Source organism: Dielma fastidiosa, assembly GCF_003475485.1.
GTDB classification, from domain to species: Bacteria; Bacillota_I; Bacilli_A; order Erysipelotrichales; family Erysipelotrichaceae; genus Dielma; species Dielma fastidiosa.
This window is the reverse complement of record NZ_QRQL01000001.1, coordinates 869,966-891,273: the sequence shown is the minus strand read 5'-3', so window position 1 is coordinate 891,273 and position 21,308 is coordinate 869,966. Positions and strand designations below refer to the sequence as shown.

18 protein-coding genes are annotated in these 21,308 nt (G+C 46.0%); 10 read left to right on the top strand and 8 right to left on the bottom strand.

Annotation, left to right across the window (positions count from 1 at the left end; all coding sequences use genetic code 11):
• The 10 genes from DWZ33_RS04590 to DWZ33_RS04530 all read left to right on the top strand — a co-directional run.
• Positions 1–394, top strand: a 394-nt coding sequence (locus DWZ33_RS04590; RefSeq protein WP_083493497.1) for a helix-turn-helix domain-containing protein, incomplete at its 5' end; no start/stop codon positions are given.
• A gap of 4 nt (positions 395–398) precedes the next feature.
• The gene (gene erm(B), locus DWZ33_RS04585; protein ID WP_255420040.1) at positions 399–1,166 is read left to right on the top strand and encodes a 23S rRNA (adenine(2058)-N(6))-methyltransferase Erm(B); all 768 of its coding nucleotides are present in this window, start codon (positions 399–401) and stop codon (positions 1,164–1,166) included.
• Positions 1,167–1,178: 12 nt separating this feature from the next.
• On the top strand, positions 1,179–1,364 hold the full coding sequence (locus DWZ33_RS04580; RefSeq protein WP_002293774.1) for an epsilon antitoxin: 186 nt from the start codon (positions 1,179–1,181) through the stop codon (positions 1,362–1,364).
• A gap of 1 nt (position 1,365) precedes the next feature.
• Positions 1,366–1,527, top strand: a complete 162-nt coding sequence (locus DWZ33_RS18555; protein WP_002304403.1) for a hypothetical protein — start codon at positions 1,366–1,368, stop codon at positions 1,525–1,527.
• A gap of 47 nt (positions 1,528–1,574) precedes the next feature.
• Positions 1,575–2,120 (top strand): P-loop nucleotide/nucleoside kinase family protein, encoded by a 546-nt coding sequence (locus tag DWZ33_RS04570; protein ID WP_002304402.1) that lies wholly within the window; start codon positions 1,575–1,577, stop codon positions 2,118–2,120.
• Between the two features lie 1,093 nt (positions 2,121–3,213).
• A complete protein-coding gene (locus DWZ33_RS04550) occupies positions 3,214–4,083 on the top strand; it encodes a hypothetical protein (RefSeq protein ID WP_002578944.1) in 870 nt (289 codons plus the stop codon).
• 19 nt (positions 4,084–4,102) lie between these two features.
• Positions 4,103–5,143: a hypothetical protein gene (locus DWZ33_RS04545; RefSeq protein ID WP_002304399.1), complete on the top strand. Its 1,041-nt coding sequence runs from the start codon at positions 4,103–4,105 to the stop codon at positions 5,141–5,143.
• A gap of 9 nt (positions 5,144–5,152) precedes the next feature.
• A complete protein-coding gene (locus tag DWZ33_RS04540; protein WP_002588965.1) occupies positions 5,153–5,407 on the top strand; it encodes a hypothetical protein in 255 nt (84 codons plus the stop codon).
• Positions 5,408–5,423: 16 nt separating this feature from the next.
• Positions 5,424–5,687, top strand: a complete 264-nt coding sequence (locus DWZ33_RS04535; RefSeq protein ID WP_002304397.1) for a DUF1292 domain-containing protein — start codon at positions 5,424–5,426, stop codon at positions 5,685–5,687.
• Between the two features lie 49 nt (positions 5,688–5,736).
• A complete protein-coding gene (locus tag DWZ33_RS04530) occupies positions 5,737–6,606 on the top strand; it encodes a zinc metalloprotease HtpX (RefSeq protein WP_002588966.1) in 870 nt (289 codons plus the stop codon).
• Positions 6,607–6,884: 278 nt separating this feature from the next.
• On the opposite strand, the gene DWZ33_RS04525 is transcribed toward DWZ33_RS04530, so the two are convergent.
• The 8 genes from DWZ33_RS04525 to DWZ33_RS04490 form a co-directional block, all read right to left on the bottom strand.
• Positions 6,885–8,297 (bottom strand): relaxase/mobilization nuclease domain-containing protein, encoded by a 1,413-nt coding sequence (locus DWZ33_RS04525; RefSeq protein ID WP_002578945.1) that lies wholly within the window; start codon positions 8,295–8,297, stop codon positions 6,885–6,887.
• Between the two features lie 62 nt (positions 8,298–8,359).
• Positions 8,360–8,644, bottom strand: coding sequence for a hypothetical protein (locus DWZ33_RS04520; RefSeq protein ID WP_002578946.1), 285 nt, complete (start codon positions 8,642–8,644; stop codon positions 8,360–8,362).
• Positions 8,645–8,760: 116 nt separating this feature from the next.
• Entirely contained in the window at positions 8,761–9,093 is a 333-nt protein-coding gene (locus DWZ33_RS04515) for a plasmid mobilization protein (protein ID WP_002578947.1), read from the bottom strand.
• Positions 9,093–17,423, bottom strand: a complete 8,331-nt coding sequence (locus DWZ33_RS04510) for an LPD11 domain-containing protein (protein ID WP_118453927.1) — start codon at positions 17,421–17,423, stop codon at positions 9,093–9,095. Before DWZ33_RS04510 ends, DWZ33_RS04515 begins: the two co-directional genes overlap by 1 nt.
• Before the next feature lie 18 nt (positions 17,424–17,441).
• The gene (locus tag DWZ33_RS04505; RefSeq protein WP_015564218.1) at positions 17,442–17,645 is read right to left on the bottom strand and encodes a transposon-transfer assisting family protein; all 204 of its coding nucleotides are present in this window, start codon (positions 17,643–17,645) and stop codon (positions 17,442–17,444) included.
• The gene (locus tag DWZ33_RS04500) at positions 17,645–18,241 is read right to left on the bottom strand and encodes a YodL domain-containing protein (RefSeq protein ID WP_002304389.1); all 597 of its coding nucleotides are present in this window, start codon (positions 18,239–18,241) and stop codon (positions 17,645–17,647) included. Before DWZ33_RS04500 ends, DWZ33_RS04505 begins: the two co-directional genes overlap by 1 nt.
• Before the next feature lie 13 nt (positions 18,242–18,254).
• A complete protein-coding gene (locus DWZ33_RS04495; RefSeq protein ID WP_002304387.1) occupies positions 18,255–19,100 on the bottom strand; it encodes an LPD16 domain-containing protein in 846 nt (281 codons plus the stop codon).
• Complete coding sequence (locus DWZ33_RS04490) at positions 19,097–21,172, bottom strand: DNA topoisomerase 3 (protein ID WP_002578949.1); 2,076 nt, start codon at positions 21,170–21,172, stop codon at positions 19,097–19,099. Before DWZ33_RS04490 ends, DWZ33_RS04495 begins: the two co-directional genes overlap by 4 nt.
• Positions 21,173–21,308 lie beyond the last annotated feature (136 nt).

Genomic DNA, 21,308 nt, shown 5'->3' with positions numbered 1-21,308 from the left:
TTCGTGGAGTAATGTACTCTACGAAAGAGTATACCCAGGAGGAGATTTATTGATTCAATTTGTAGGGCGAGATGCTTATAAGCAGTTTTGGAATTTTAGTAAAGATGAGAAAGAGAACTTGGCCACTCAATTGGCGATTGAGTTACCCGCACTCAGAGGAAAAGTTGGTGCATCACAAGAAGAAATTGCTTCGGCTGTTGGTATTTCACGACAAACTTATAGTGCCTACGAAAATCGGACACGCCCAATTCCATGGAGTTTATATCTAGCACTATTGTTTTATTTTGATTACATTCCAAGTACACATTATATGATTCGCCAGCTTGAATTATTCCCAAATGAATTAGACGAATGTTGGTTAGCTGGTAGAGTTTTTATTGAGGAAGAAAAATGAGCGAATATTCACAGCAAATAAAAAGGGATATTACATGAACAAAAATATAAAATATTCTCAAAACTTTTTAACGAGTGAAAAAGTACTCAACCAAATAATAAAACAATTGAATTTAAAAGAAACCGATACCGTTTACGAAATTGGAACAGGTAAAGGGCATTTAACGACGAAACTGGCTAAAATAAGTAAACAGGTAACGTCTATTGAATTAGACAGTCATCTATTCAACTTATCGTCAGAAAAATTAAAACTGAATACTCGTGTCACTTTAATTCACCAAGATATTCTACAGTTTCAATTCCCTAACAAACAGAGGTATAAAATTGTTGGGAGTATTCCTTACCATTTAAGCACACAAATTATTAAAAAAGTGGTTTTTGAAAGCCATGCGTCTGACATCTATCTGATTGTTGAAGAAGGATTCTACAAGCGTACCTTGGATATTCACCGAACACTAGGGTTGCTCTTGCACACTCAAGTCTCGATTCAGCAATTGCTTAAGCTGCCAGCGGAATGCTTTCATCCTAAACCAAAAGTAAACAGTGTCTTAATAAAACTTACCCGCCATACCACAGATGTTCCAGATAAATATTGGAAGCTATATACGTACTTTGTTTCAAAATGGGTCAATCGAGAATATCGTCAACTGTTTACTAAAAATCAGTTTCATCAAGCAATGAAACACGCCAAAGTAAACAATTTAAGTACCGTTACTTATGAGCAAGTATTGTCTATTTTTAATAGTTATCTATTATTTAACGGGAGGAAATAATTAAACTATGTTTTGAACCATGAATTAAATAAAAATGACTCTCAATTATTGGAAGTCAATTTATTAAACCAATTAAAGCTTGCAAAACGTGTAAATCTTTTTGATTATTCTTTAGAAGAATTACAAGCCGTTCATGAGTATTGGCGGTCAATGAATCGTTACTCAAAACAAGTTTTGAATAAAGAGAAAGTGGCTTAATATGGCAAATATAGTCAATTTTACTGACAAACAGTTTGAGAATCGCTTAAATGATAATTTAGAAGAATTGGTTCAAGTAAAAAAGCGGTTGAATCGCCAACCGCTTTTTTACTTGGTGGGCAATCAGGGTCAGGGAAAACCAGTTTGCGAAGAAGATGATTGAGCAGGCAGGAACAAAGTGATAAATTCAAATTGTGAGGGAAAATACAGATGAATCAAGGAAGAATTATTGTGATTACAGGCTCACCGGGGACAGGAAAAACAACAACTGCGTCAATTGTCGCAAAGGAATCAGATATGGATAAATCAGTGCATATGCACACCGATGACTTTTTTCATTACTTAAGCAAAGGCGCAATACCACCACATTTGCCAGAATCCAACAAGCAAAATCTGGTTGTCATTGAAGCCTTTTTAGAAGCTGCAAAGCGATATGCTCGTGGCGGATATGATGTAATTGTAGATGGGATTGTCGGGCCATGGTTTTTGGAGCCATGGAAAGCTCTTGCCCAAGAAGATTACGAGGTACACTATATTGTATTAAGAGCGAGTAAAAAAGAAACTATGAAGCGAGCTGTGGAACGCTCAAAATTAGATAGAAAAACAAATATTGAATTAGTGGAAACAATGTGGGAGCAATTTTCCGGTTTGGGGATATATGAATCAAATGTCATAGACACAACTACATTCACAATTAAAGATACGGTTTCCGCAATAAAAGAAAGAGTTGCATGTGGGACGTCTTTACTATCTTAGACATTCCCATTTGTCAGGAAGATAGCAAAGCCAGCCGAGCCAGTCAACGGTCAAGATGAACGGCGCATTTCATGCGCCGCCGTTGACAGTCACGCCCGTCTTTGCTAAAAAGTAATCAAGGCGGGAAAGCCCTAAAATGGCTTCCCGCCCATTTCAATTTTTAGAAAAGAAACGCTCCAAAATCAGAAAGAGAGCGTCCAAGCACTTTGAGGGATTGGCCGCCTTGTCCACCCATTCAGCGGGACAGCGGGCGGAGGTCAAGGCCGGGTGTAAACCCGTTCATTTCAGCTTAGAAACCCTTCATAAAACGGGCTTATTTAGCGATATAAGGCTTTATAATAGAGAAGGAGTGAAACTTCTATTCAAGTTTAGAAACGCCTTCCATTAGTCCGAAAGAGACCTTAGAAAGAGAATTAAATCGTAAAGTATCAGGGAAAGAAATTCAACCGACTTTGGAGAGAATAGAGCAAAAAATGGTTCAAAATCAACACCAAGAAACCCCTGAATTTAAAGCAATTCAACAAAAATTGGAAAGCTTGCAGCTACCTACACCACCAATACCCAAAACACCTAAACTTCCAGGACTTTAAACCTTAAAAAAGGAAAAGAGTAGTTACCAAAAAACGGTAACTACTCTTTTTTTATAAAAACCTTTCCTCATGTTTGAAAAGCTGATCGAGAAATAAAGCACACAACGGTATTCTTTCTTTTTTCAGTTGGTACATTTTGCAGTCTGTAACGTGTCATTTACTGTTTGTTACCTTAACATATCCAGTCGAAAACACAAGGGTATATAAACGAGCAAGCTCGCCCTTGTGTTTTCTTTGTGTCTATGTTGCGTTCTCGTCACAGCAAACGACACGAACACACTGGCGAAAATGAACCAACAAAACGAAAAAAGAAAGGAGCGTATACTTCACAGACGGTGTTAAGGATACTTACCAGATGAAACCGTACATTGCACCGACCGCTGCTGAGTTGGAACAATTTCTTTCCTCTCTAAATTAAATCTTGCCGAAGCAGTGATGTGTCAGACTTTCCTGACACATCGCCGCTTTGCACTTCACAAAATCCGCTGCCAGGAGGTGATGAAATGAGTATGGTAAATGCTGACTCCGTTCAGCTATTCGCAATGCTGAAAAAAATGCAGGATTCCATTTCCTCCATCGAAACTACCAAAAAATCTGTAAAGATGAAATATGAACAGTTAGGTGCTGGATGGCAAGATAAAAAATACAACGAGTTGGGCGTGGTTGTAAGAGACTGCAACAAGGCTCTCAATGACATATTGGTAATTATGCTTCAAGCAGAAAAATATGTGGCTTTACTCGCCAAGAGCCTTAGTGAATACGAAAGTGTTCAACTAGGATCTACAAATGGAATATCTGCAAGCACACCTCAGACCAGTAGTTTTGCTGTTACACCATCAAGTGCAGATACAACCACCTTTGAGTCAAATACCTTTGGTTCTAATCTTGCATTTGTTCAAGACAGACTATCAGCTGAACGATATTTTTCCCGTGGAAATCACTATGAAGAATATCGAGATTATTGGGAGAACGGGAACTATACCTTTTCTCGAAATGAAAATCCAGAACTCGTATACGTTAGAGCAAGGGATATTGAAGGAGTTTATCTCAGTGACCGAGAACTTGGGAACCCGGAAGGATTTTGGACACGGAATGGTCGAGAGGGATGGTCGAGAGAAAACATTCTAAGGCGAGCTTCGCACATCCAAGATGTTCGTCAAAATACTGAGTCAGGAATGTCTTTGGATGAGCTTTCACAAAACCCAGTGTTAGATGATACCATTCGTAGCTATTACAATAATCCTGTCCAGGTTGCGCAGGTAGGTTCTTATTATGTATTTCAGAGTGATGGGCGACATCGAACACTTGCAGCTCAATCGCTTGATACATATATCCCGGTTTTAGTAACAGGTAGCTACACTCGAAATGATTAACAAATGAGGAGGTGAGTGTTTGAGCAACGTAAATGCTGATGCAACTCAATTACTGACAATACTGAAAAATATGCGGACCTCCATTTCTTCTATCGAAACTACAAGAAGTTCTGTGAAGATGAAATATCAGCAATTGGGAATTGGATGGAATGACAAGAAGTACGATGAGCTGGGAACTATCGTAAAAGATTGCAACAAAGCCCTGAATGATATTTTACAGATTATGCTTCAGGCCGAAAAATACGTTGCTTCACTTGCCAAAAGTGTACAAGAATATGATAATGTTAATTTGGACACTCCTTCTGCACGAAATTCTTTCCTCCAGGGTCTGCAAACACCTAATGTTGGTAATTCGTCTTATCAGTATTGCCTTGGCGTGCTAACCCAAGGTAGCACACCAGACGGATATATCGCTGTTATATCACAACGCCATGAAAATGCAGAGCAGAATGTCAGAGAAGTGTTTGACCATTTCGCTGGTAAACTGATGATACAAGATTCTGAATATCCACCGGATCAGACAGCACATTACTCACCGGGAAATTATATAGGGCATTCACGAGGAGTCTACTACAATGCAGCTTCTGATATGACAAATCCAAGAGGTGCAGGAACAACTTATTTCCACGAGCTTGCTCACATGATCGACCATGCTTCGTGCAACTATCGGAGCAATCTATCCAATACTCCAGAATTTGCTGAGGCACTGGTTGAGGACGGACAAAGAATCCTGAGCTTATATAACAATCTTCCAGTGGAAAAGCAAACTGCTTTTCTGACCCGTATTAGGCAGGATTCAGCTCACTCCTTCTCGGACTTAATTGATGCGACAACAAATGGTCAATTGCACGGAAATTATGGTCACTCAAGGAACTATTGGACGAGACCGGGCAATCTACAAGCAGAAGCCTTTGCCCACTTTTTTGAAGCGTCTATGGGAGACCAAGGCAAATTAGAGCTATTAGCAAATTTCTTTCCTACAGCGTTTGGTATTTTTTCTTCAATGATTGATTCTATTAGACCAGATAATCATGTTAGGGTCTTGAGCAGAGAAAGGTAGGTGCATACAATGGACAAAAACAAGAGCGTTGCAGATTTTATGAATAGCTTCCTTAATACACCTGAACCGAAAATTGATAATGAGTATTATGAAATCGAAGAACAGTATTTTCGGCAATTCGGTCATGGTGTCCCAAGGGAAATGTTGCCTGATAGCATTTCAACGGAACAAATTAAACAAGCCATGAAAAAATGCATTCTTTCCAAAAAGGATAATCTCTTTGAACTATTAGGCATCATTATCAACGATAATTATTTATATTAAGAAAAGGAACGACGACATGGATGAAGACAACATTATAACTTTGAATGATGAGAATGGGAACGAAGTTGAATTTGAATTTCTTGACTTAATACCGTATCGCCAGAACGAATATGTTGTCCTGCTTCCTATTGGAGATTCGGATGGGCAAGTTGTTATTTTGCAGCTGAAAGAAATTGACGATGAAACAGAAGAATATGTTGGTGTTGAAAACGAATTTGTGTTAGAGACTGTCTTTGCTCTGTTCAAAGAGCGAAACAAAGATTTCTTTACATTTGAGTAATTAAACAATGCAAGCTCAAACCAACAACACGATAAAAGGGGGGTGCATTATGGATATTTGGCATCGTGTAGGCAGAATTGTTCGCTTCTCAAACTTAGGAACTCTTCTGTTCTTTACTCTTAATATTCTGCTGATTGTTGCTGTGTTCGGTTCGTCAGGAAGCATTGTTGAACTGATTTGTATTTACTTTTTCACAGTAGCTATCAGCTTATCCCCATTAGGCGAAATGTGCCTGGCTGCCTTCGCAGGAGCAAGCGATATAAAAAGAGTAGATATAAAACTTCGAGTTGTCCCGCTGGTTCAATATGTTTTAGATAAAGCAAAAGAGAACACATCATACTGTCCTAAAAAAGTGAAAGTGAAGATTATCCATGATCCTGCTCCAAATGCATTTGCTCTAGGTAGGCAAACACTATGCATAACTGACGGATTGCTTTTACTCTCCGATGATATGATACTTGGAATTCTCGCCCATGAGATCGGACATCTCTCATACGGACATACTGTTATCCAATTATTGATTGGCGGGGGCAATATATTTATATCCGGGTGCCTCCTGTTAATCAAAATATCCTACTGGATTTTTTCTGCAATCATGGGGCTGTTCGCAATATGCTCTCGTAGTGGTGTAATGGGTATAATTACCGCAGTTTTCGCAGGAATATCAACAGCACTTTCTTGGTTATGGGTAAAGTTCTGTATGCTTTTTCTGATGTGGTCTATGAGACAAAATGAGTATCTGGCTGATGAATTTGCTTATAAAATTGGTTTTGGTCTTGAATTAGCGACGGTATTAGACCAACATATCTCAGATGTTCCGCATGATGGTTTTCTCAGTGCAATATACTCAACTCATCCATGCAACGATGATAGGGTTGCAGCATTGCAAAATTTAGGTGTACCCTATTCTCGATACTAAATTCATAATCTCACAAATTGGCAAGCAGTGTAAACCTGTACAGGTTCACTCATTTTCTCGATTTTCCCTTCGGTGCAATCTTCGCAAATTTGCTTGTTGGGGAAGCATCCCCAATCCCCTTTGAACATCATCTGCCGATGATGGCTACACGATTTTCAATCGTTTCTCAAAGAACAGTAGAATAAAAATTTGCCCATGGTTGAAAGCACCGAAATCGAAAAGCAAAAAAGCAGCCACGATCCGCACCCTTTGGGGAGTGCAGACCGTGGCTTTTTGCTTTAACGGAAGTTCTTCTTTTCCTCTTTCTCTTTCTCTTTTTCCTGCTCTTTCTGCCTGTCGATATTCAAAATCGTTTCAACCGTCCGTTTGGCAATCAGCAGTTCTTCTTTCTCTTTTCTGATCTGACGGTACTCAGCGTAGTCCTGCTTTTTCTGGACTGCCAGCTGATGAAACTCCTCATACAATGATTGCATGGACGGGAGCTTTGTAATCTGCAATTCATCAAAGGCTTGCTTCGCCGCTTTATGAATTGTGATTTCCTGACGGTGTTCTTCAAAGAATTTTTTGCTATATCCAGACTTGCGGTACTCGATATAAATTTGCCTTGTGTTGCGATAATTTTTGATGTGCTGCTGCAACGCCTGAACCTCAACCATACGTTTCTCTGCGACCTTGATAGAATCAGAAAGCGCATCGAACCGGGCAGACAGATTTTCAATATGAGCAGTCAGATCGTCGTAGTTGCCCAAGCCTTTTTCTTTCAGTAGGATTACCGTTCGGGCAGCTTCTTTTCGGTTGAACTTCTTCGCCCACTTTTCATAACCGACCGTCTTGCCCTCGGCCATCTTTGCCTGAATATCAATCAGCATCTGGAACTGCTTCGGGGCAGGAGCCTTGGCAGAGCCGCCTTTTGATTTGTGCAGGTTCTTGCCGGAGATAACCGCTTGAATTTCCTCTTTGCTATATCCTTCGCCCAGGGAACGCAGCCGAATGAAACGCTTCTGATTCTCGCCCTTGAACGCAGGCTGCTTTCCATCCTTGAACTCAAATCCCATGTCAGCCAGAGCCTGAACAAAGCCATCAAAGCTCTTTGGTTTCTGCTTCAGCACCGCATCAATCGCATCACATAATTCGTCACGCTGGGTACGCTTCTTGGGATAAACAGTTCTTTTCTGGCGCTCCCGATACGGCTTCGGTGTAATAATGGACAGCCCGTGTTCCAGGCAAACCATATCACTGAGTCTTTGCACCGCCAGACCGGAAAGAAAGAAGTTTTTGAATTTCCGTGTGGCATCCAGCGAGGTCGAATTATAAATGATATGATTGTGAATGTGGGATTTGTCGATGTGGGTCGCAACGATGAAAGCGTGTTTTCCCTTTGTCCATCGCATCGCTGTTTCATAGCCGACTTGGTTCGCTTCTTCCGGGGTGATTTCTCCCGGCTTAAAGGACTGGCGTATCTGGTATGCGATGATATTGTTCTTCTGCTGTCTGCCGGTAATATGCTGATACTGCCGTTTGGAAAGCAGAAATTCCTCATCTGCTGTCTTTGGATCACACTCATAGGAACTGATAAATTCGCCATCATTGGTTTTTGCGGCATTTTGTGAGTAGTCGGTTCTGTCTGCCAAACATTGAGCGACCGTCTTTCCCTTATTCACATGGAGTGCAATCAATCTTGTCGCTGCCATTCCCATCACTTCCTTCCCAAAAAGAAAAAGCCACCGGTCGGTGACTTTTCTCTGATATTATCTTATGACCTGATAAATGCTCCCAGACTTTCTCCAATATTCTCGACTTTCATAACAGCCCAGACGAGCAAGAACACCGCTGCTATTGTCGCAATTCCAAGAACCACAAGAATAAGCAGGGACTGCCACAAAGCCTTTACAATGCAGTAAATCGCAGATCCGCCAATGACCAAGAGCAATAAACCAATTACATAGGACACAACATTTGTAAGCAGATTTCCAAGAATGCAAATCACTTTTACAACGAACAGCACCGGCAGTGCCAATATCTTCAATACCAGCTTCATAGGCTCAACCCCTTTCTTTTAATTATATTGTACAAGGGTATCTGCCATAACGCAATGATGTCAACCCTTATGTAAAAGCCGCAGCCGAAACTGCGACTTCCCAACAAGTTGTCGGATTACTGGATTGAGGACAGGCGAACAAGAACTTCTCTCATGTCCGTCCAGATCTCCTCCAGCCGTTTTTGCAAATCCTCAATGTCAGCACGATAGATGCTGCCTGTTTCGTTCGCTCGCTTTGCGTACTGGTTCAGGTTGTTGGAGCAGATTCGCAGGAGCGAAACCAGGGCTTTCACATCCTGCAAATCCAGTCTGATACAGTAACCATCCAGAGCCATTTTCCGCAGATAGGCTCCCATGCTGCGGATGCCAAGCTCGTCCATCTTCTCATGGATTCGCTCGACCTCCTCCTTGGATGCAAGGAAATGAACATCCTGATCTCGCTTTGCCATTACAACACCTCCTCACGGGTTTCAGAGTATTTTGCAGGCGGGATATGCTCCGCTTTGGATTTCAGATCAGCCAACACAGAAGGACGCTCTGACTCGCTTCTTTCGTCACGATTTTCCACAGAGTCCTCCATATTCAGGGCTGCATCCAGTTCTGCCAGTCGCTGACTTTTGGCTGTCAGCTCTGCTTCCTGCGGGAACGGTTTTCCAACCTCCGCCTTGGCTGCTTCCTGCTGATTGTAGAGATTATTCAACTGCTCATTGGCTCGTTCTAAGCGCTCAAGGATGCCTGCAAGGGCATTGTCCAGTCGGGTGATATTTCCTCGTGCGTCCGTTCCAAGGGCTACTCTGTGGCTCACAGCGCCCTTCAGGGTCACATCGAACTCGTTCCGGAAACTGTCAAACGAAAGCTCCATCTGAAAGCCACGGTAACTGCCAAGAGGAACCGGATCGGCACTTTTCGTGTCCTTACAAGCCGCAAGGAGGATTTCACCGGCATCTGCCTTTTCGGTGTAGGCTTTGCCCATGATTTCCATGCCGCAAAAGCCATCGGCAATCTGCGGGTGTGCTTCCACGGTTTTAATATCAGCTTCAAAGCCATGAATATAGCCTGTCTGCTTTTCAATCTCAGCCGGGAAGTATTTCAGAAGCTTATCTTCCATACGGTACTGCTGGCTCTGGTGGTCAGCTTTCAGCACCTTCAGCCTTGCCACATCAATGTCCAAGTCCATCTTTTCCTTGATAAGCGGATTGCCGGCACACAGCGCCTTGATCTCCGCATAGGACAGCGCCTGCTCATCCACATCGTCACAGGAGCGAACCGGTGATTTGGAGGTCATAATCTGAGAAATAAACTTCTGCTTGTTTTCCAAGGTCTGATACAGGTAGGCATCGAAGGTTCCCTCGGTCACATACTGATACACCTGAACCTCTTTGTTCCGGTTGCCCTGACGGATGATACGACCGTTTCTCTGGGTCATATCAGACGGACGCCAACCCACATCCAAGTGGTGAACTGCCACCAATTTGTCCTGGACGTTGGTTCCTGCACCCATCTTTTGCGTACTGCCAAGAAGCACTCGCACCTGCCCGGTACGAACCTTGGCAAAGAGGTCTTTTTTCTTTGCCTCGGTATCTGCATCATGGATAAAGGCAACTTCTTCCGCAGGCACACCGTTTGCAATCAGCTTGGTTTTGACATCATCATAGACATTGAAGGTTCCATCATTTTTCGGTGTGCTAAGGTCGCAGAACACCAACTGGGTCAATTTGTCAGCCTGACCGTCCTGCCAGATACGCAGGATATTTCCCACGCAGGCATTGAGCTTGCTGTCAGGGTCATCGGGTAACAGGGTGTTCATTAGCCGCTGATCCAGTCCCAATTTTCGTCCGTCGCTGGTAATCTTGAGCATATTATCGACGGACGGGTCTACAATACCGGCATGAACATCTGCTGCTCTCTCTGAAAGGGAAGCCACCATATCCTTCTGGTACTCAGAGGGCTGAACCACAACCGTTTCAAACTTTGCTTCGGGAACAGGGAGATGCAACTGGTCAGAGGTCTTGATGTCGGCAACCTCCTTGAACATATTCATCAGTTCAGGCAGGTTGAAGAACTTCGCAAATCGGGTTCTGGCACGATAGCCGGTTCCCTCCGGTGCAAGCTCAATCGCAGTTGTTGTTTCTCCGAAGGTCGATGCCCAGGAATCAAAATGGGTCAGGTTCTTTTGCTGGAGCGTACTGTACTGGAGATAGCGCATGACCGTATAAAGCTCGGTCATCGAGTTACTTACTGGAGTACCGGTTGCAAAGATCACACCACGCCCGCCGGTCAGCTCATCCATATAGCGGCACTTCATAAACATATCCGAAGATTTCTGGGCTTCGGAGGTGGACAGACCTGCCACATTTCGCATTTTTGTGTAGAGGAACAAATTCTTGAACGCATGGCTTTCGTCCACAAACAGCCGGTCTACACCCAACTGCTCAAAGGTAATGACATCATCTTTCTTGTCAGCGGCAAGGAGCTTGTCCAGTCTGGCTTCCAATGATTTTCGTGTTTTCTCCATCTGCTTGATCGTGAAGTTTTCGCCACGCTGCCATTTCAGCTCCGCAATCGCACCCTCGATCTCATCAATCTGCTCCCGCAGCTGCCGTTCCTGTCGTTCGGCAGAAAGCGGGATTTTTTCAAACTGGCTGTGACCGATGATGACTGCATCATAGTCACCCGTTGCGATACGAGCGCAGAACTTCTTACGGTTTGCTGTTTCAAAATCCTTCTTGGTGGCAACAAGGAGCTTGGCACTCGGATAGAGGTGCAGGAACTCGTTTGCCCACTGTAAGGTCAAGTGATTCGGCACAACGAACAGGGATTTCTGGCTCAATCCAAGCCGTTTACTCTCCATAGCCGATGCAGCCATCTCGAAGGTCTTGCCCGCACCAACTTCGTGTGCAAGCAGCGTATTTCCACCATATAGCACATGAGCGATAGCATTTCTCTGGTGTTCACGGAGGGTAATATCCGGGTTCATGCCGCCGAAACGGATATGAGAGCCATCATACTCACGAGGTCTGGTGGAGTTAAAAAGTTCGTTGTACTTGGTGGAAAGGGTTTCTCGTCTGTGCGGATCTCTCCAAATCCAATCTCGGAACGCATCCTTGATTGCCTGCTGTTTCTGCTGTGCCAGGGTAGTTTCTTTTTTATTGAGGACACGCTTCTGCTTACCATCTGCATCTTCAATCGTATCATAGATACGAATATCCTTCAGATTCAGCGTTTCCTCCAGAATCCGATATGCGTTGGCTCGCTCTGTACCGTAGGTGACATACGCCGCCACATCGTTGTAGTTGGGAGAACTCTTACCGTTGATGCGCCACTCTGCGGTCAGCTCGGAGAACTTGACCTCAATGGAACGGCGCAAGTAATACGGCGTTTCAAAGGTTTCCTCCATGAACTGCTGAATATAATCGGCATCAATCCATGTTGCACCCAAACGCACATCAATCTCGGACGCATCCAAGTCCTTCGGCTGTGCTTTCTGCAAGGCTTCCACATTGATGTGGAAGGAAGAATCCCTGTCTGCCGCCATCTGTGCGACACGCAGCTTGCTTCTTACATCACCGGAAAGGTAATCATCGGCAGTCTGCCATCCAACTTCCACAGCATCGGGAGCCATCGGGTCTTTGAAGATCACCCCTCGAAGCTCTGCCTGAATCGCATCGTATTCTCCAGGTGTTCCAAGCAGCTGTGCCATAAACGGCAAATCCACCTTGCCACGCTCACCGATAGAGATTGCCAGAGCTTCGGACGGCGTATCCACGCTCGTCACTCTGCGTTCCGGCTTGATGGTTCGCTTGGTGAACATATCCGCCTTGCTTTTCAGATTGCCGTCCTCATCCACATTTTCCAGAGAACACAGGAGATAGTAGGAGGAATCGTCAGCAAATGCCTGACCATTGGCTCGATTATTGATAAGCCCGTTCTTTGCGGCAAACGCATCGTAGGCATCATTCAGTTCTGCCTGTTTCTGAGTAATCATTTCATCCGGGTAATCCTCAAGCTGATATTCGATCAGCTCGTTGACGATACCACGAAGTTCCACCATGCCCATCACACGGTCTTTTGCTTTCTCATTCAGGTCTACACGGCGCATCAGGGAGTTTTCACGGAAGTACACATTGCCATCCACCACGGTATAAGAGAAATTCTTTACATCCGGGGTTGCAGGAATGGTTTCGATTTCCTTACCCTTGTCAGCTTCGGGAAGCTCCACAGCCTGATAGGTTCCTTGGATGTGGGAAACTGCTTCTTTCAGAAGTTCGGACAGTTCCATGCCCTCAATGGGACGCACTGTAATGTCCATGCCGTAGGCGGTACTTTCTTCCACCGTATCGCCCAGAACCATTTCAGGATGAGCGACAAAGTAGCTGTTCATGGTGTGTCCTTCTTCGGTGCGGTCAAGGTTTACCCATTCCGGTACAATGTCAATCGGATGGTCACGCTTTTGCAGGAACAGGATGTCGGACACGACTTCCGTGCCTGCGTTTTTCTTAAAGGCATCGTTTGGCAGACGGATTGCACCAAGCAGTTCCGCCCTCTGCGCCATATATCGCCTTGCGTCAGAGTTCTTGGAATCCATGGTGTAACGGCTTGTCACAAAAGCGACCACACCACCGGGACGAACCTGATCCAAAGCCTTGGCAAAGAAATAGTTGTGAATGGAGAATCCCAGCTTGTCATACGGCTTGTCGGACACTTTGTAGTTGCCGAAAGGGACATTACCCACAGCCAGATCGTAAAAGTCTCGGCGGTCTGTCGTTTCAAAACCGGCTACTTTGATTTCTGCGTTGGGATAGAGCTTCTGAGCAATTCTGCCGGTGATGGAATCCAGTTCCACACCATACAAACGGCTGCTCTGCATTTCAGGAGGGAGCATACCAAAGAAGTTGCCGATACCCATAGCAGGCTCCAGAATATTTCCTGTTTCAAAGCCCATCTGTCCGACCGCATCGTAGATGGAGCGAATGACCGTAGGGGTGGTGTAATGTGCGTTCAGGGTGGAAGCTCTTGCCGCAGCATATTCATCTTCGGAAAGCAGGTTTTTCAGTGTCTGATACTCCTTCGCCCAATTTCCCTTGTCCGGGTCAAAGGCATCTGCCAGACCGCCCCAACCGACATAATTCGACAAAATCTCCTGTTCTTCGGTAGTGGCGTTCCTGTTCTCGCTTTCCAGTTTGAACAGAGTTTCAATGGCTGCGATGTTTCTTGCGAATTTCTGCTTCGGTCCACCTTCACCGATGTTGTCATCCGTGATGTGGAAGTTCACCGCAGGAACAGGTGGGATTTCTCTGGTGGTGATGGACTGCTCAAGCTGAGCGATAATGTCCATGACTTCGGCATTCTGCCATCCGTCCACCTGGGCATAATCCTGAATGATGGTGTCCTTTCCATCTACGCACTGTACGAAGTCCAGACTACCCGGCAGATCTCTGGTATTCATTGCACCCAGGGCTTTTCTCTGCGTGTCAGGAAGTGCATAGTAGGCTCGCAGGGCATCATCAAAGGAACTGTATTCCTTGATGTCCAGCGCACCCCGCTTCTGAATGTCCTCGGCAACATAAAAATGATCGATGAAGTGTTCCGGTTCCTGCTGTTCGGGTTCCGCACTGGCTCTGACCTGTGCGTGTGCCTTTTCGTCAGGGTAGTCCCCATAGATACGGATGCACTTATGCTCCTGCTGATCGTAAACGGCAGCACCATCGTACTTGAATCCGTCATCCTCCATGGTTCCGTCCACATAGCCCTGGGCAGCTTTTTCCGCTTCTTCCAGAGTGTAGTAGTCCAGTTTATCATCGAAGCCGTTTTCAAAGTGATGGTAGGCGGCAACCAGATAGCGGGGAGCCATGCGCTCCTCGTAGCTGTTAATCATCTCAGGTGTCAGCCATTCTGGTTTGTCGGGAATCATTTCATACAGCTCACGCATCTTGGCAATCTGTGCATGGCGGTTGCCTGCCCACAGATGCTTTTCGCTGTGCTGTCCTGCACCAAGGAAGTATTCGCAGTCCATACGCAGACGGTCTAACAGCTGATACTCAGGGGTGTAGTCCCTCGGTTCGGTTTTGCCCAGAAAATCCTCTGTAACGGGCTTTTCTTCGGTTTGGGCATCAACCCTTACCGCATGGTTTCTTTCGTCCTGAGAGAGCATACGCTCGAAATTCTCACGATTCTCGGCACGGAAGATGGGATAAGCAAGCGTAGGGTCACGCAGCTGAACTTCTCTGTCCGTGATCTGCTCCACACGGAAAGCTGTATCGTCCAGATATACCGTGTCACCGACCTGATAATTCCATTTCGGTTCCTCGGAAGCAGATGCTTCCACAACTTCGGCAGGCTCTGCCACAGGCGCTTCTGGCTGAACCGACTCCATCGCAGCTACGGACTGACGAACTTCCTCCAAATAGTCATTGGCAAGCCATTCGTCCGTGAAGTATTCCGTAACGCCTTCCGGGTCTACATAGTAGTCATCGGTCTGATTATCCCAGATCGCATACTCGCCATCCTCGGTATCAATCACTGCGAAACGGTCATAAACATCTTCCAACGGATCAGTTTTAGCTTCTTCGATAGCCTGTCGTTCCGCTTCTTCCTCCGGGCTGAGGTAGCGTCCCTTTCGTATCAGACCGTCGATTCTCTGCACCACCTGCGCCCAGGACATCTGCAATTTATCGCAACCGCTCTTGGTGTAAGCAACACCCTTGGCATCGTGATCCTGACCGCTGTGCGTTGCACCAGAGCAGGCATGGGAATGACCACCGGTTCCGTATTCATGCTTCAGGAAGTCCATCTTTTCCTTGGCAGAATGATTCTCCTGCCAGTAGTTATAAATACGGGCTTTACCACCGGAAAAGCCGCTTCCACGGGTCAAGTCTGCATTGACTTCATCATCCGTAATGAACTGGCGGACAAGGGGCATCTGCATCATATCGGTCTGATACTCACGCAAAGGCATATTCAACTCATACAGCTGTTTCTGAATGAGATTCAGCTTGTGATAGTGAAAACGAAGCAGATCGGGATTTTCCGCAAGGGTTTTTCTAAATTCCGAATACTGCTGTACCAAGGTTGCGTGGAAACGAGGGTCATCCAACTTTTCAGCCAAGTCTGCGGTTTCGTCAGGGAAACCACGAAACGGTTCCTGATGAAGAATTGCCAGATAGTTGCTGGAACGGGCTTCTTCACTCAAATCGTGATAAAGATGCCACAGGGATTCTGCCAACTTCTGACGCTCATATCCGGATGCTTCTACCAGTTCCACATTAGTTGCGAACCGACCATTTTCAAGCAGTTCTCCAATGCGCTCGGCAACCGTTTCCCAAGAAACGATCTGCGCTCTGGGGCTGTCAATGGCAGAGGAACCTTTGGCAAGGTGGATACCGTCCTCGGCATACCACGCACAGATATTCCCGCTATCTTCTTTCAGACCATAGCCGCCGTGATAGACCTGCTTTAAGGTCTGAACGATTTCTTCCAACGGCTTCTGCTTCATATATTCCAGCGCTACGACTTTTCGGGCTTCATCGGTATTGCTACCAAGCAGAAGGAAGTGGTCGATTTCTTCCTGGGCAAAAGAAAAAGCAGAGGGCGTAAAGCTCTCTGCTCGGTCGATAAAACTGATTTGTTCATTTTCGGAGAGGAAAAGGTTCAGACTCAGCTGTTGATAAGCTCCGTCATCACGACTTCCTCCGCCTGTGCTTTCAGGCTGTTCATGTGCTGCACCCACGCCATCTGCTGCGTTTCCTTGTCCGGTGCGGGGCTGTCCTTCAGGTACTGCTCCATCAGAAACTCCACTCTGGCTTTCGCTGTTTCCTCGATCTCCCACAGGTGCGGGAACAGGCTCTCCGTCAGAATCATGTCGTTCAGGAGCATCGGATTGTTCTGTTCCAAAAATGCTCGACGCATCCTGCCGTACTTGCCCAGAGGTTTCTCTCCCTCGTTCTCCAACTGAAGGTTCGGAATCTGATAATCTCCGGCCTGTCTGTAAGTCATCTCGCTCATAATCTGTACTCCTTTCGGTAGCTTTAATCTGCTCATGTTCTCCAATCGCTTTTTCGATTTCCTGAAACATCCTTGTGCTGATGGCATTCACCGCAGTACCAAGGGCATTTACCGTCTGTCTGGTGTTAAAATCAAACACCTTCTGGAAATCCTCATGCTCGAAGTAGTTGTCGGGACTTTCCACGAACCGGCAATACATCGTATAGGATACGCTGTTTGCCACCGCATTTTTGAAAGCTACTTCGATGTTGAGTTCATCATACTCCTCAAGGAAGCTGTTGGCAACGATGTCGAGGAACTGCTTTTTGTAATCGTCCCAATACTCAGCCGCCAGTGCGGATGCAATATCTTCAAGCTGTGCTTCCAGTACCCCGTCAGCGGCAACACCGAAGGTACGCTCCATCGCTTCCATGACATAGGAGCGGTTTTCAGGCGTCACCTCCCACGGTTTCAGTTCCGGGGAAGAACGGCGAACGCCGGTATCCGCCACATCAAACACATAGCGCAGATACGGTTTATCCCTGTTCATCACAAACAGAGCAATGCCGGTAGAGCCACGCTTTACATATCTGCGGTAATTTTCAGCGTTCCAGTCCTCATAGGGCTTGCAAAAGGTCGCATTGGGGCGCTGAGCATAAATCATCACCTGTTCCGGATAGGTGAACTCATAGTTGCGGGACATCGTTCTCAAAAACGAAGTCCAGTTATCTGTGTTCGAGGTGATTTTCCCAATCGTTTCTTTTGCTAATCCGGAATAAAATCGCTCTTTTGCGTTCATTGTATCCCTCCAATCCTATCAATCCGGATAAAGGTTCAGCTTCTCAAAGGCGGCATCGTCCATGGCTGAAACTTTACGGAGAACCGAGTCTGCCAAAGCAAAAAGCTCTGACTCGTCCTCCGAAAGCTGTTCCTTCATCAGTGTCAGTGCTTCACACAGCCCTGACCTTGTGCCAGGGCTGTAAAGCATCATCATGTTCCGCTCATCCTGTGTGAAATCCATCATTCAATCTCCCTTTCCGGGTGGCTCTTGGGCGGCTTATGGGAAACATCCGGCACGGGCTTTTCCTTTAACTGCTCCAACACCGAAGGACGTTCCTCTAATCCGGACGCTTTTCCGTTATTGATGATACCGTCAATCATCCCATAATCATCTTCCATTGCCATCTCTGCGTTTTTCAGGTAGTTTTCGGACTTCATAAAGTTTTCCAGCTTCTGAAACCCAACAGAATCTACATAGTGAAAGGATACCTCACCGACTACCTTTAAGGCTACGATGTCGCTGACCGACATACTGTGACCACGGAAATCATCCGGGTGGTCAATATTGAACTTTACATACAAATCTTCCAGCTGCCGATTCACATCCTCGGACATAGAAATGGAGCCATGATAGACCACCTCGTAACGGTCAATCTCAGGCTCCATTTCTTTCTTCTGAAGGTAGCTGTAATTTGCAAACATGAGCGGGATATTATCGTCTACATCTTCCCGCAGCTGAAGAATCGCATAGGAATCCGTGGGGCTTTCCAGAAAAGCAACCATTCTGTCATCCGGGGTGGTATTTCCGTGAACATCATCCCATTTTTCGTTTTTCATATCCGTGTCCTCCTTATCGTTCAGGCTCTTTGCGTTTGGGAGAGGGACTGGCAGGCGCAGCTTTTTCTGCGGCCTGTGCCAGTTTTTCCATGACCGACTCACGCTTCGGAGAGTCGAGCTTATCCAGCTGACTTTTCAGCACTTTGGCAACCTCAACCGCAGTTTCCTCACGGGCTTCTTCAATGGCTGTATTCAGGAACTCACGATACGGAGCCGTATTACCAGCGGCAAGATCTGCCTTGATTTCTTGGATATGCGCCTGCACATCATCGACCTGATCCATATATTCATAGGGGTCGAAGTTCTCTGCAAAACGGTCGAGCTTAAAAGCAAGCTCAGCGATAGGGTCATTGACCACCACCGCCTGTCTGCCGACTTCAAAAGCCTGCTCCATGACATCCTCATAGAACATTGCCCGCAGTTCCCGGCGCTCCAGCCCGAAGGATTCCAGAATATCCCGGCGGACTTCGAGCATGGACAGTTCAGGGTTATCAACCTGACCGCCATCAATCTCGTTGTAGTTTTCATCCAACAGGGTGTAGTCGTAACCATCTTCGCAGGTCTGCACCGCAAGGATTCTATCCTTTCCGACCTTCCATGCGGCTTCATCGCCCATAATCTCAGGCTCCGGCATATAGCTTGCGCCGTTGCGCTCCATAATTTCTGCAAACTGGCAGATATGAAACACATTGTATCCGATCTGCGTATGATACTCGTCAATGAAGGTGCAGGGCTTCACAACCATTTCATCCGGGTAGTGAATCTGCACACAGCTGCCATCGGGGATATGAAACAAATCCTTATAATGGCTGTCGATAAATCGGATTTCCTTACCATCCGGGTTGTACTCATTTGTCATTTGCGCTTTCCTCCATTTTCAAATTCCATACTGAACTTCGTTTTGCCATCATCTGATACCTCCATAAAGACGGTGGCATCAAAGGTGTTGCCCGTTCTTTCGGACTTGCAATTCTTGAGCTTTACCTTGCCGGAACCAAGCAATTTCTGCGCCGTGGCAGAAGTCATGCTCTTGCCGATGCTCGCAAAGTAGCGATTGTTTTTCCAGAGGGCAAATTTGCAAGCTCTGTTGGAACAGAAAAATGCCTTGGCTTTGTCCTCTACAGCACTGCCGCAGAGCGGGCATTTGCCGATAGAATTGGCTTCTTTCGACATCATAACCTCGGAATCACGGATTACTTCATAGTTCTGAATCAGACCGGCAATCACATCTTTGATCTCGTCCATAAAGTCCTCGCTGGCATATTCGCCTTTCTCAATGAGCAACAATTTTTCTTCCCAATCCGCCGTCATGGATGGGGACTGAATCTGTTCCGGCATGACTGTTACCAGAGCCGTACCCTTGTGGGTCGGAATCAGGTGTTTGGTTTTCTTATCACCCTTACGCTCCAGAAAACCGATGCGAACCAGCTTCTCAATGATACCGGCACGGGTCGCAGGCGTTCCCAAACCTTTGCGCTCCACCTCATCAGGCATTTCGTCCGCACCGGCAGTTTCCATAGCAGAAAGCAGAGTATCCTCGGTAAAGTGTTTAGGGGGAGATGTTTTCCCTTCCTTGATTTCCGTGCCGCTGACGGTCATTTCGTCACCAACGGAAACAGAAGGGAGTGTCTGCACGTTTTCGTCGGATTTTGTCGAATCATTTTTCTGAACCAGAGCTTTCCATCCATCCTGCACAACAGTTTTGCCTTTGGTGGAAAACACGGTACCGCCACAGTCCAGCTCAATAACTGTCTCTGCGTATCGGTGCGGATCGCCAACAGCTACGCACAACCGATTCGAGATCAGTTGCAAAATTGCAAGTTCACCCTTGGGAAGTTCGCTCAGATTGCATTTCTGCAATTCTCTGGTCGGAATGATGGCATGGTGATCTGTGACCTTTTTGTTATTCACAACCTGCTCTGCATGAACTGGTATGTTATCCACATCCTCCACGGGGAATGTGTGGAAAGCCAGCTTTACGAGGTCGGTCAGGCTATGTGCCATATCTTCCGTCAGAAACCTGCTGTCGGTACGGGGATAAGTGACCAGTTTCTTTTCATAGAGGTTCTGCGTGTAGTCCAAGGTCTGCTGTGCCGTGTAGCCAAGCACACGGTTGGCTTCTCTCTGTAAACTGGTCAGGTCATAGAGCGCAGGCGGCTTTTCTGTTTTCTCCTTACATTCAGCTTTCTGAACGATTGCCACCGAACAGCTTTGTTTGACAGCTTCGGCTGCTGCCTTGGTTTTGAAGCGTTCGCTTGCAGCCGTAAAACCATCCAATCCAATCTGAACTGTGTAGAACAGTTCAGGCTTGAATGCGGAAATGGCAGCTTCTCGCATAACAGCCATAGCAAGGGTAGGGGTCATAACACGACCAACATTCAGGGTCTGCCCGTAAAGGGTCGAAAAAAGTCGAGTAGCGTTAATACCAACAATCCAGTCGGCTCGTTCTCGACACAGTGCTGCTTCATACAAAGCATCATATTCCGTTCCAGACCTGAGATTTTCAAAGCCCTCCTTGATTGCTACATCTTCCATCGAGGAAATCCAAAGCCGCTCAAACGGCTTTCTGCACCCGGCTTTGTGGTACACCAACCGAAAGATCAGCTCGCCCTCACGACCGGCATCTGTTGCACACACAAGACTCGCAACATCTTCTCTGGCCATGAGCTTTTTCAGAATCCCAAACTGTTTTTTCGTACCGGCAGAAACCTCATACTGCCAGTCCATCGGGAAGATAGGAAGGTCTGCATAAGCCCATTTGCTGTACTTCGCATCATAGACTTCCGGCTGTGCCAGCTCCACCAAATGCCCTACACACCAGCTGACCACATATCCGTTTCCCTCTAAGTAGCCATCCTCACGCTTGGCAGCACCTAACACTTTGGCAATACTCTGTGCAACCGAAGGCTTTTCAGCCAAAACTAATTTCATTTGCATCTGCTCCTTTCACAAAAAAATAAGCAGCCACACACCGTAGTGCATGACTGCTATGTAAAAAGTTCGGAAAGGATTTTTGCAACCTGATACAATTTTCTGTTCTACAATCTCCGTCATAATAAAAATATCT

What these genes read in the sequence shown, in the direction of transcription:
- DWZ33_RS18555 (WP_002304403.1), top strand. Translation starts at nt 1,366, where the DNA reads ATGGCAAATATAGTCAATTTTACTGACAAACAGTTTGAGAATCGCTTA.
- DWZ33_RS04570 (WP_002304402.1), top strand. Translation starts at nt 1,575, where the DNA reads ATGAATCAAGGAAGAATTATTGTGATTACAGGCTCACCGGGGACAGGA.
- DWZ33_RS04550 (WP_002578944.1), top strand. Translation starts at nt 3,214, where the DNA reads ATGAGTATGGTAAATGCTGACTCCGTTCAGCTATTCGCAATGCTGAAA.
- DWZ33_RS04540 (WP_002588965.1), top strand. Translation starts at nt 5,153, where the DNA reads ATGGACAAAAACAAGAGCGTTGCAGATTTTATGAATAGCTTCCTTAAT.
- DWZ33_RS04535 (WP_002304397.1), top strand. Translation starts at nt 5,424, where the DNA reads ATGGATGAAGACAACATTATAACTTTGAATGATGAGAATGGGAACGAA.
- DWZ33_RS04530 (WP_002588966.1), top strand. Translation starts at nt 5,737, where the DNA reads ATGGATATTTGGCATCGTGTAGGCAGAATTGTTCGCTTCTCAAACTTA.
- DWZ33_RS04525 (WP_002578945.1), bottom strand. Translation starts at nt 8,297, where the DNA reads ATGGCAGCGACAAGATTGATTGCACTCCATGTGAATAAGGGAAAGACG.
- DWZ33_RS04520 (WP_002578946.1), bottom strand. Translation starts at nt 8,644, where the DNA reads ATGAAGCTGGTATTGAAGATATTGGCACTGCCGGTGCTGTTCGTTGTA.
- DWZ33_RS04515 (WP_002578947.1), bottom strand. Translation starts at nt 9,093, where the DNA reads ATGGCAAAGCGAGATCAGGATGTTCATTTCCTTGCATCCAAGGAGGAG.
- DWZ33_RS04510 (WP_118453927.1), bottom strand. Translation starts at nt 17,423, where the DNA reads ATGAACGCAAAAGAGCGATTTTATTCCGGATTAGCAAAAGAAACGATT.
- DWZ33_RS04505 (WP_015564218.1), bottom strand. Translation starts at nt 17,645, where the DNA reads ATGGATTTCACACAGGATGAGCGGAACATGATGATGCTTTACAGCCCT.
- DWZ33_RS04500 (WP_002304389.1), bottom strand. Translation starts at nt 18,241, where the DNA reads ATGAAAAACGAAAAATGGGATGATGTTCACGGAAATACCACCCCGGAT.
- DWZ33_RS04495 (WP_002304387.1), bottom strand. Translation starts at nt 19,100, where the DNA reads ATGACAAATGAGTACAACCCGGATGGTAAGGAAATCCGATTTATCGAC.
- DWZ33_RS04490 (WP_002578949.1), bottom strand. Translation starts at nt 21,172, where the DNA reads ATGAAATTAGTTTTGGCTGAAAAGCCTTCGGTTGCACAGAGTATTGCC.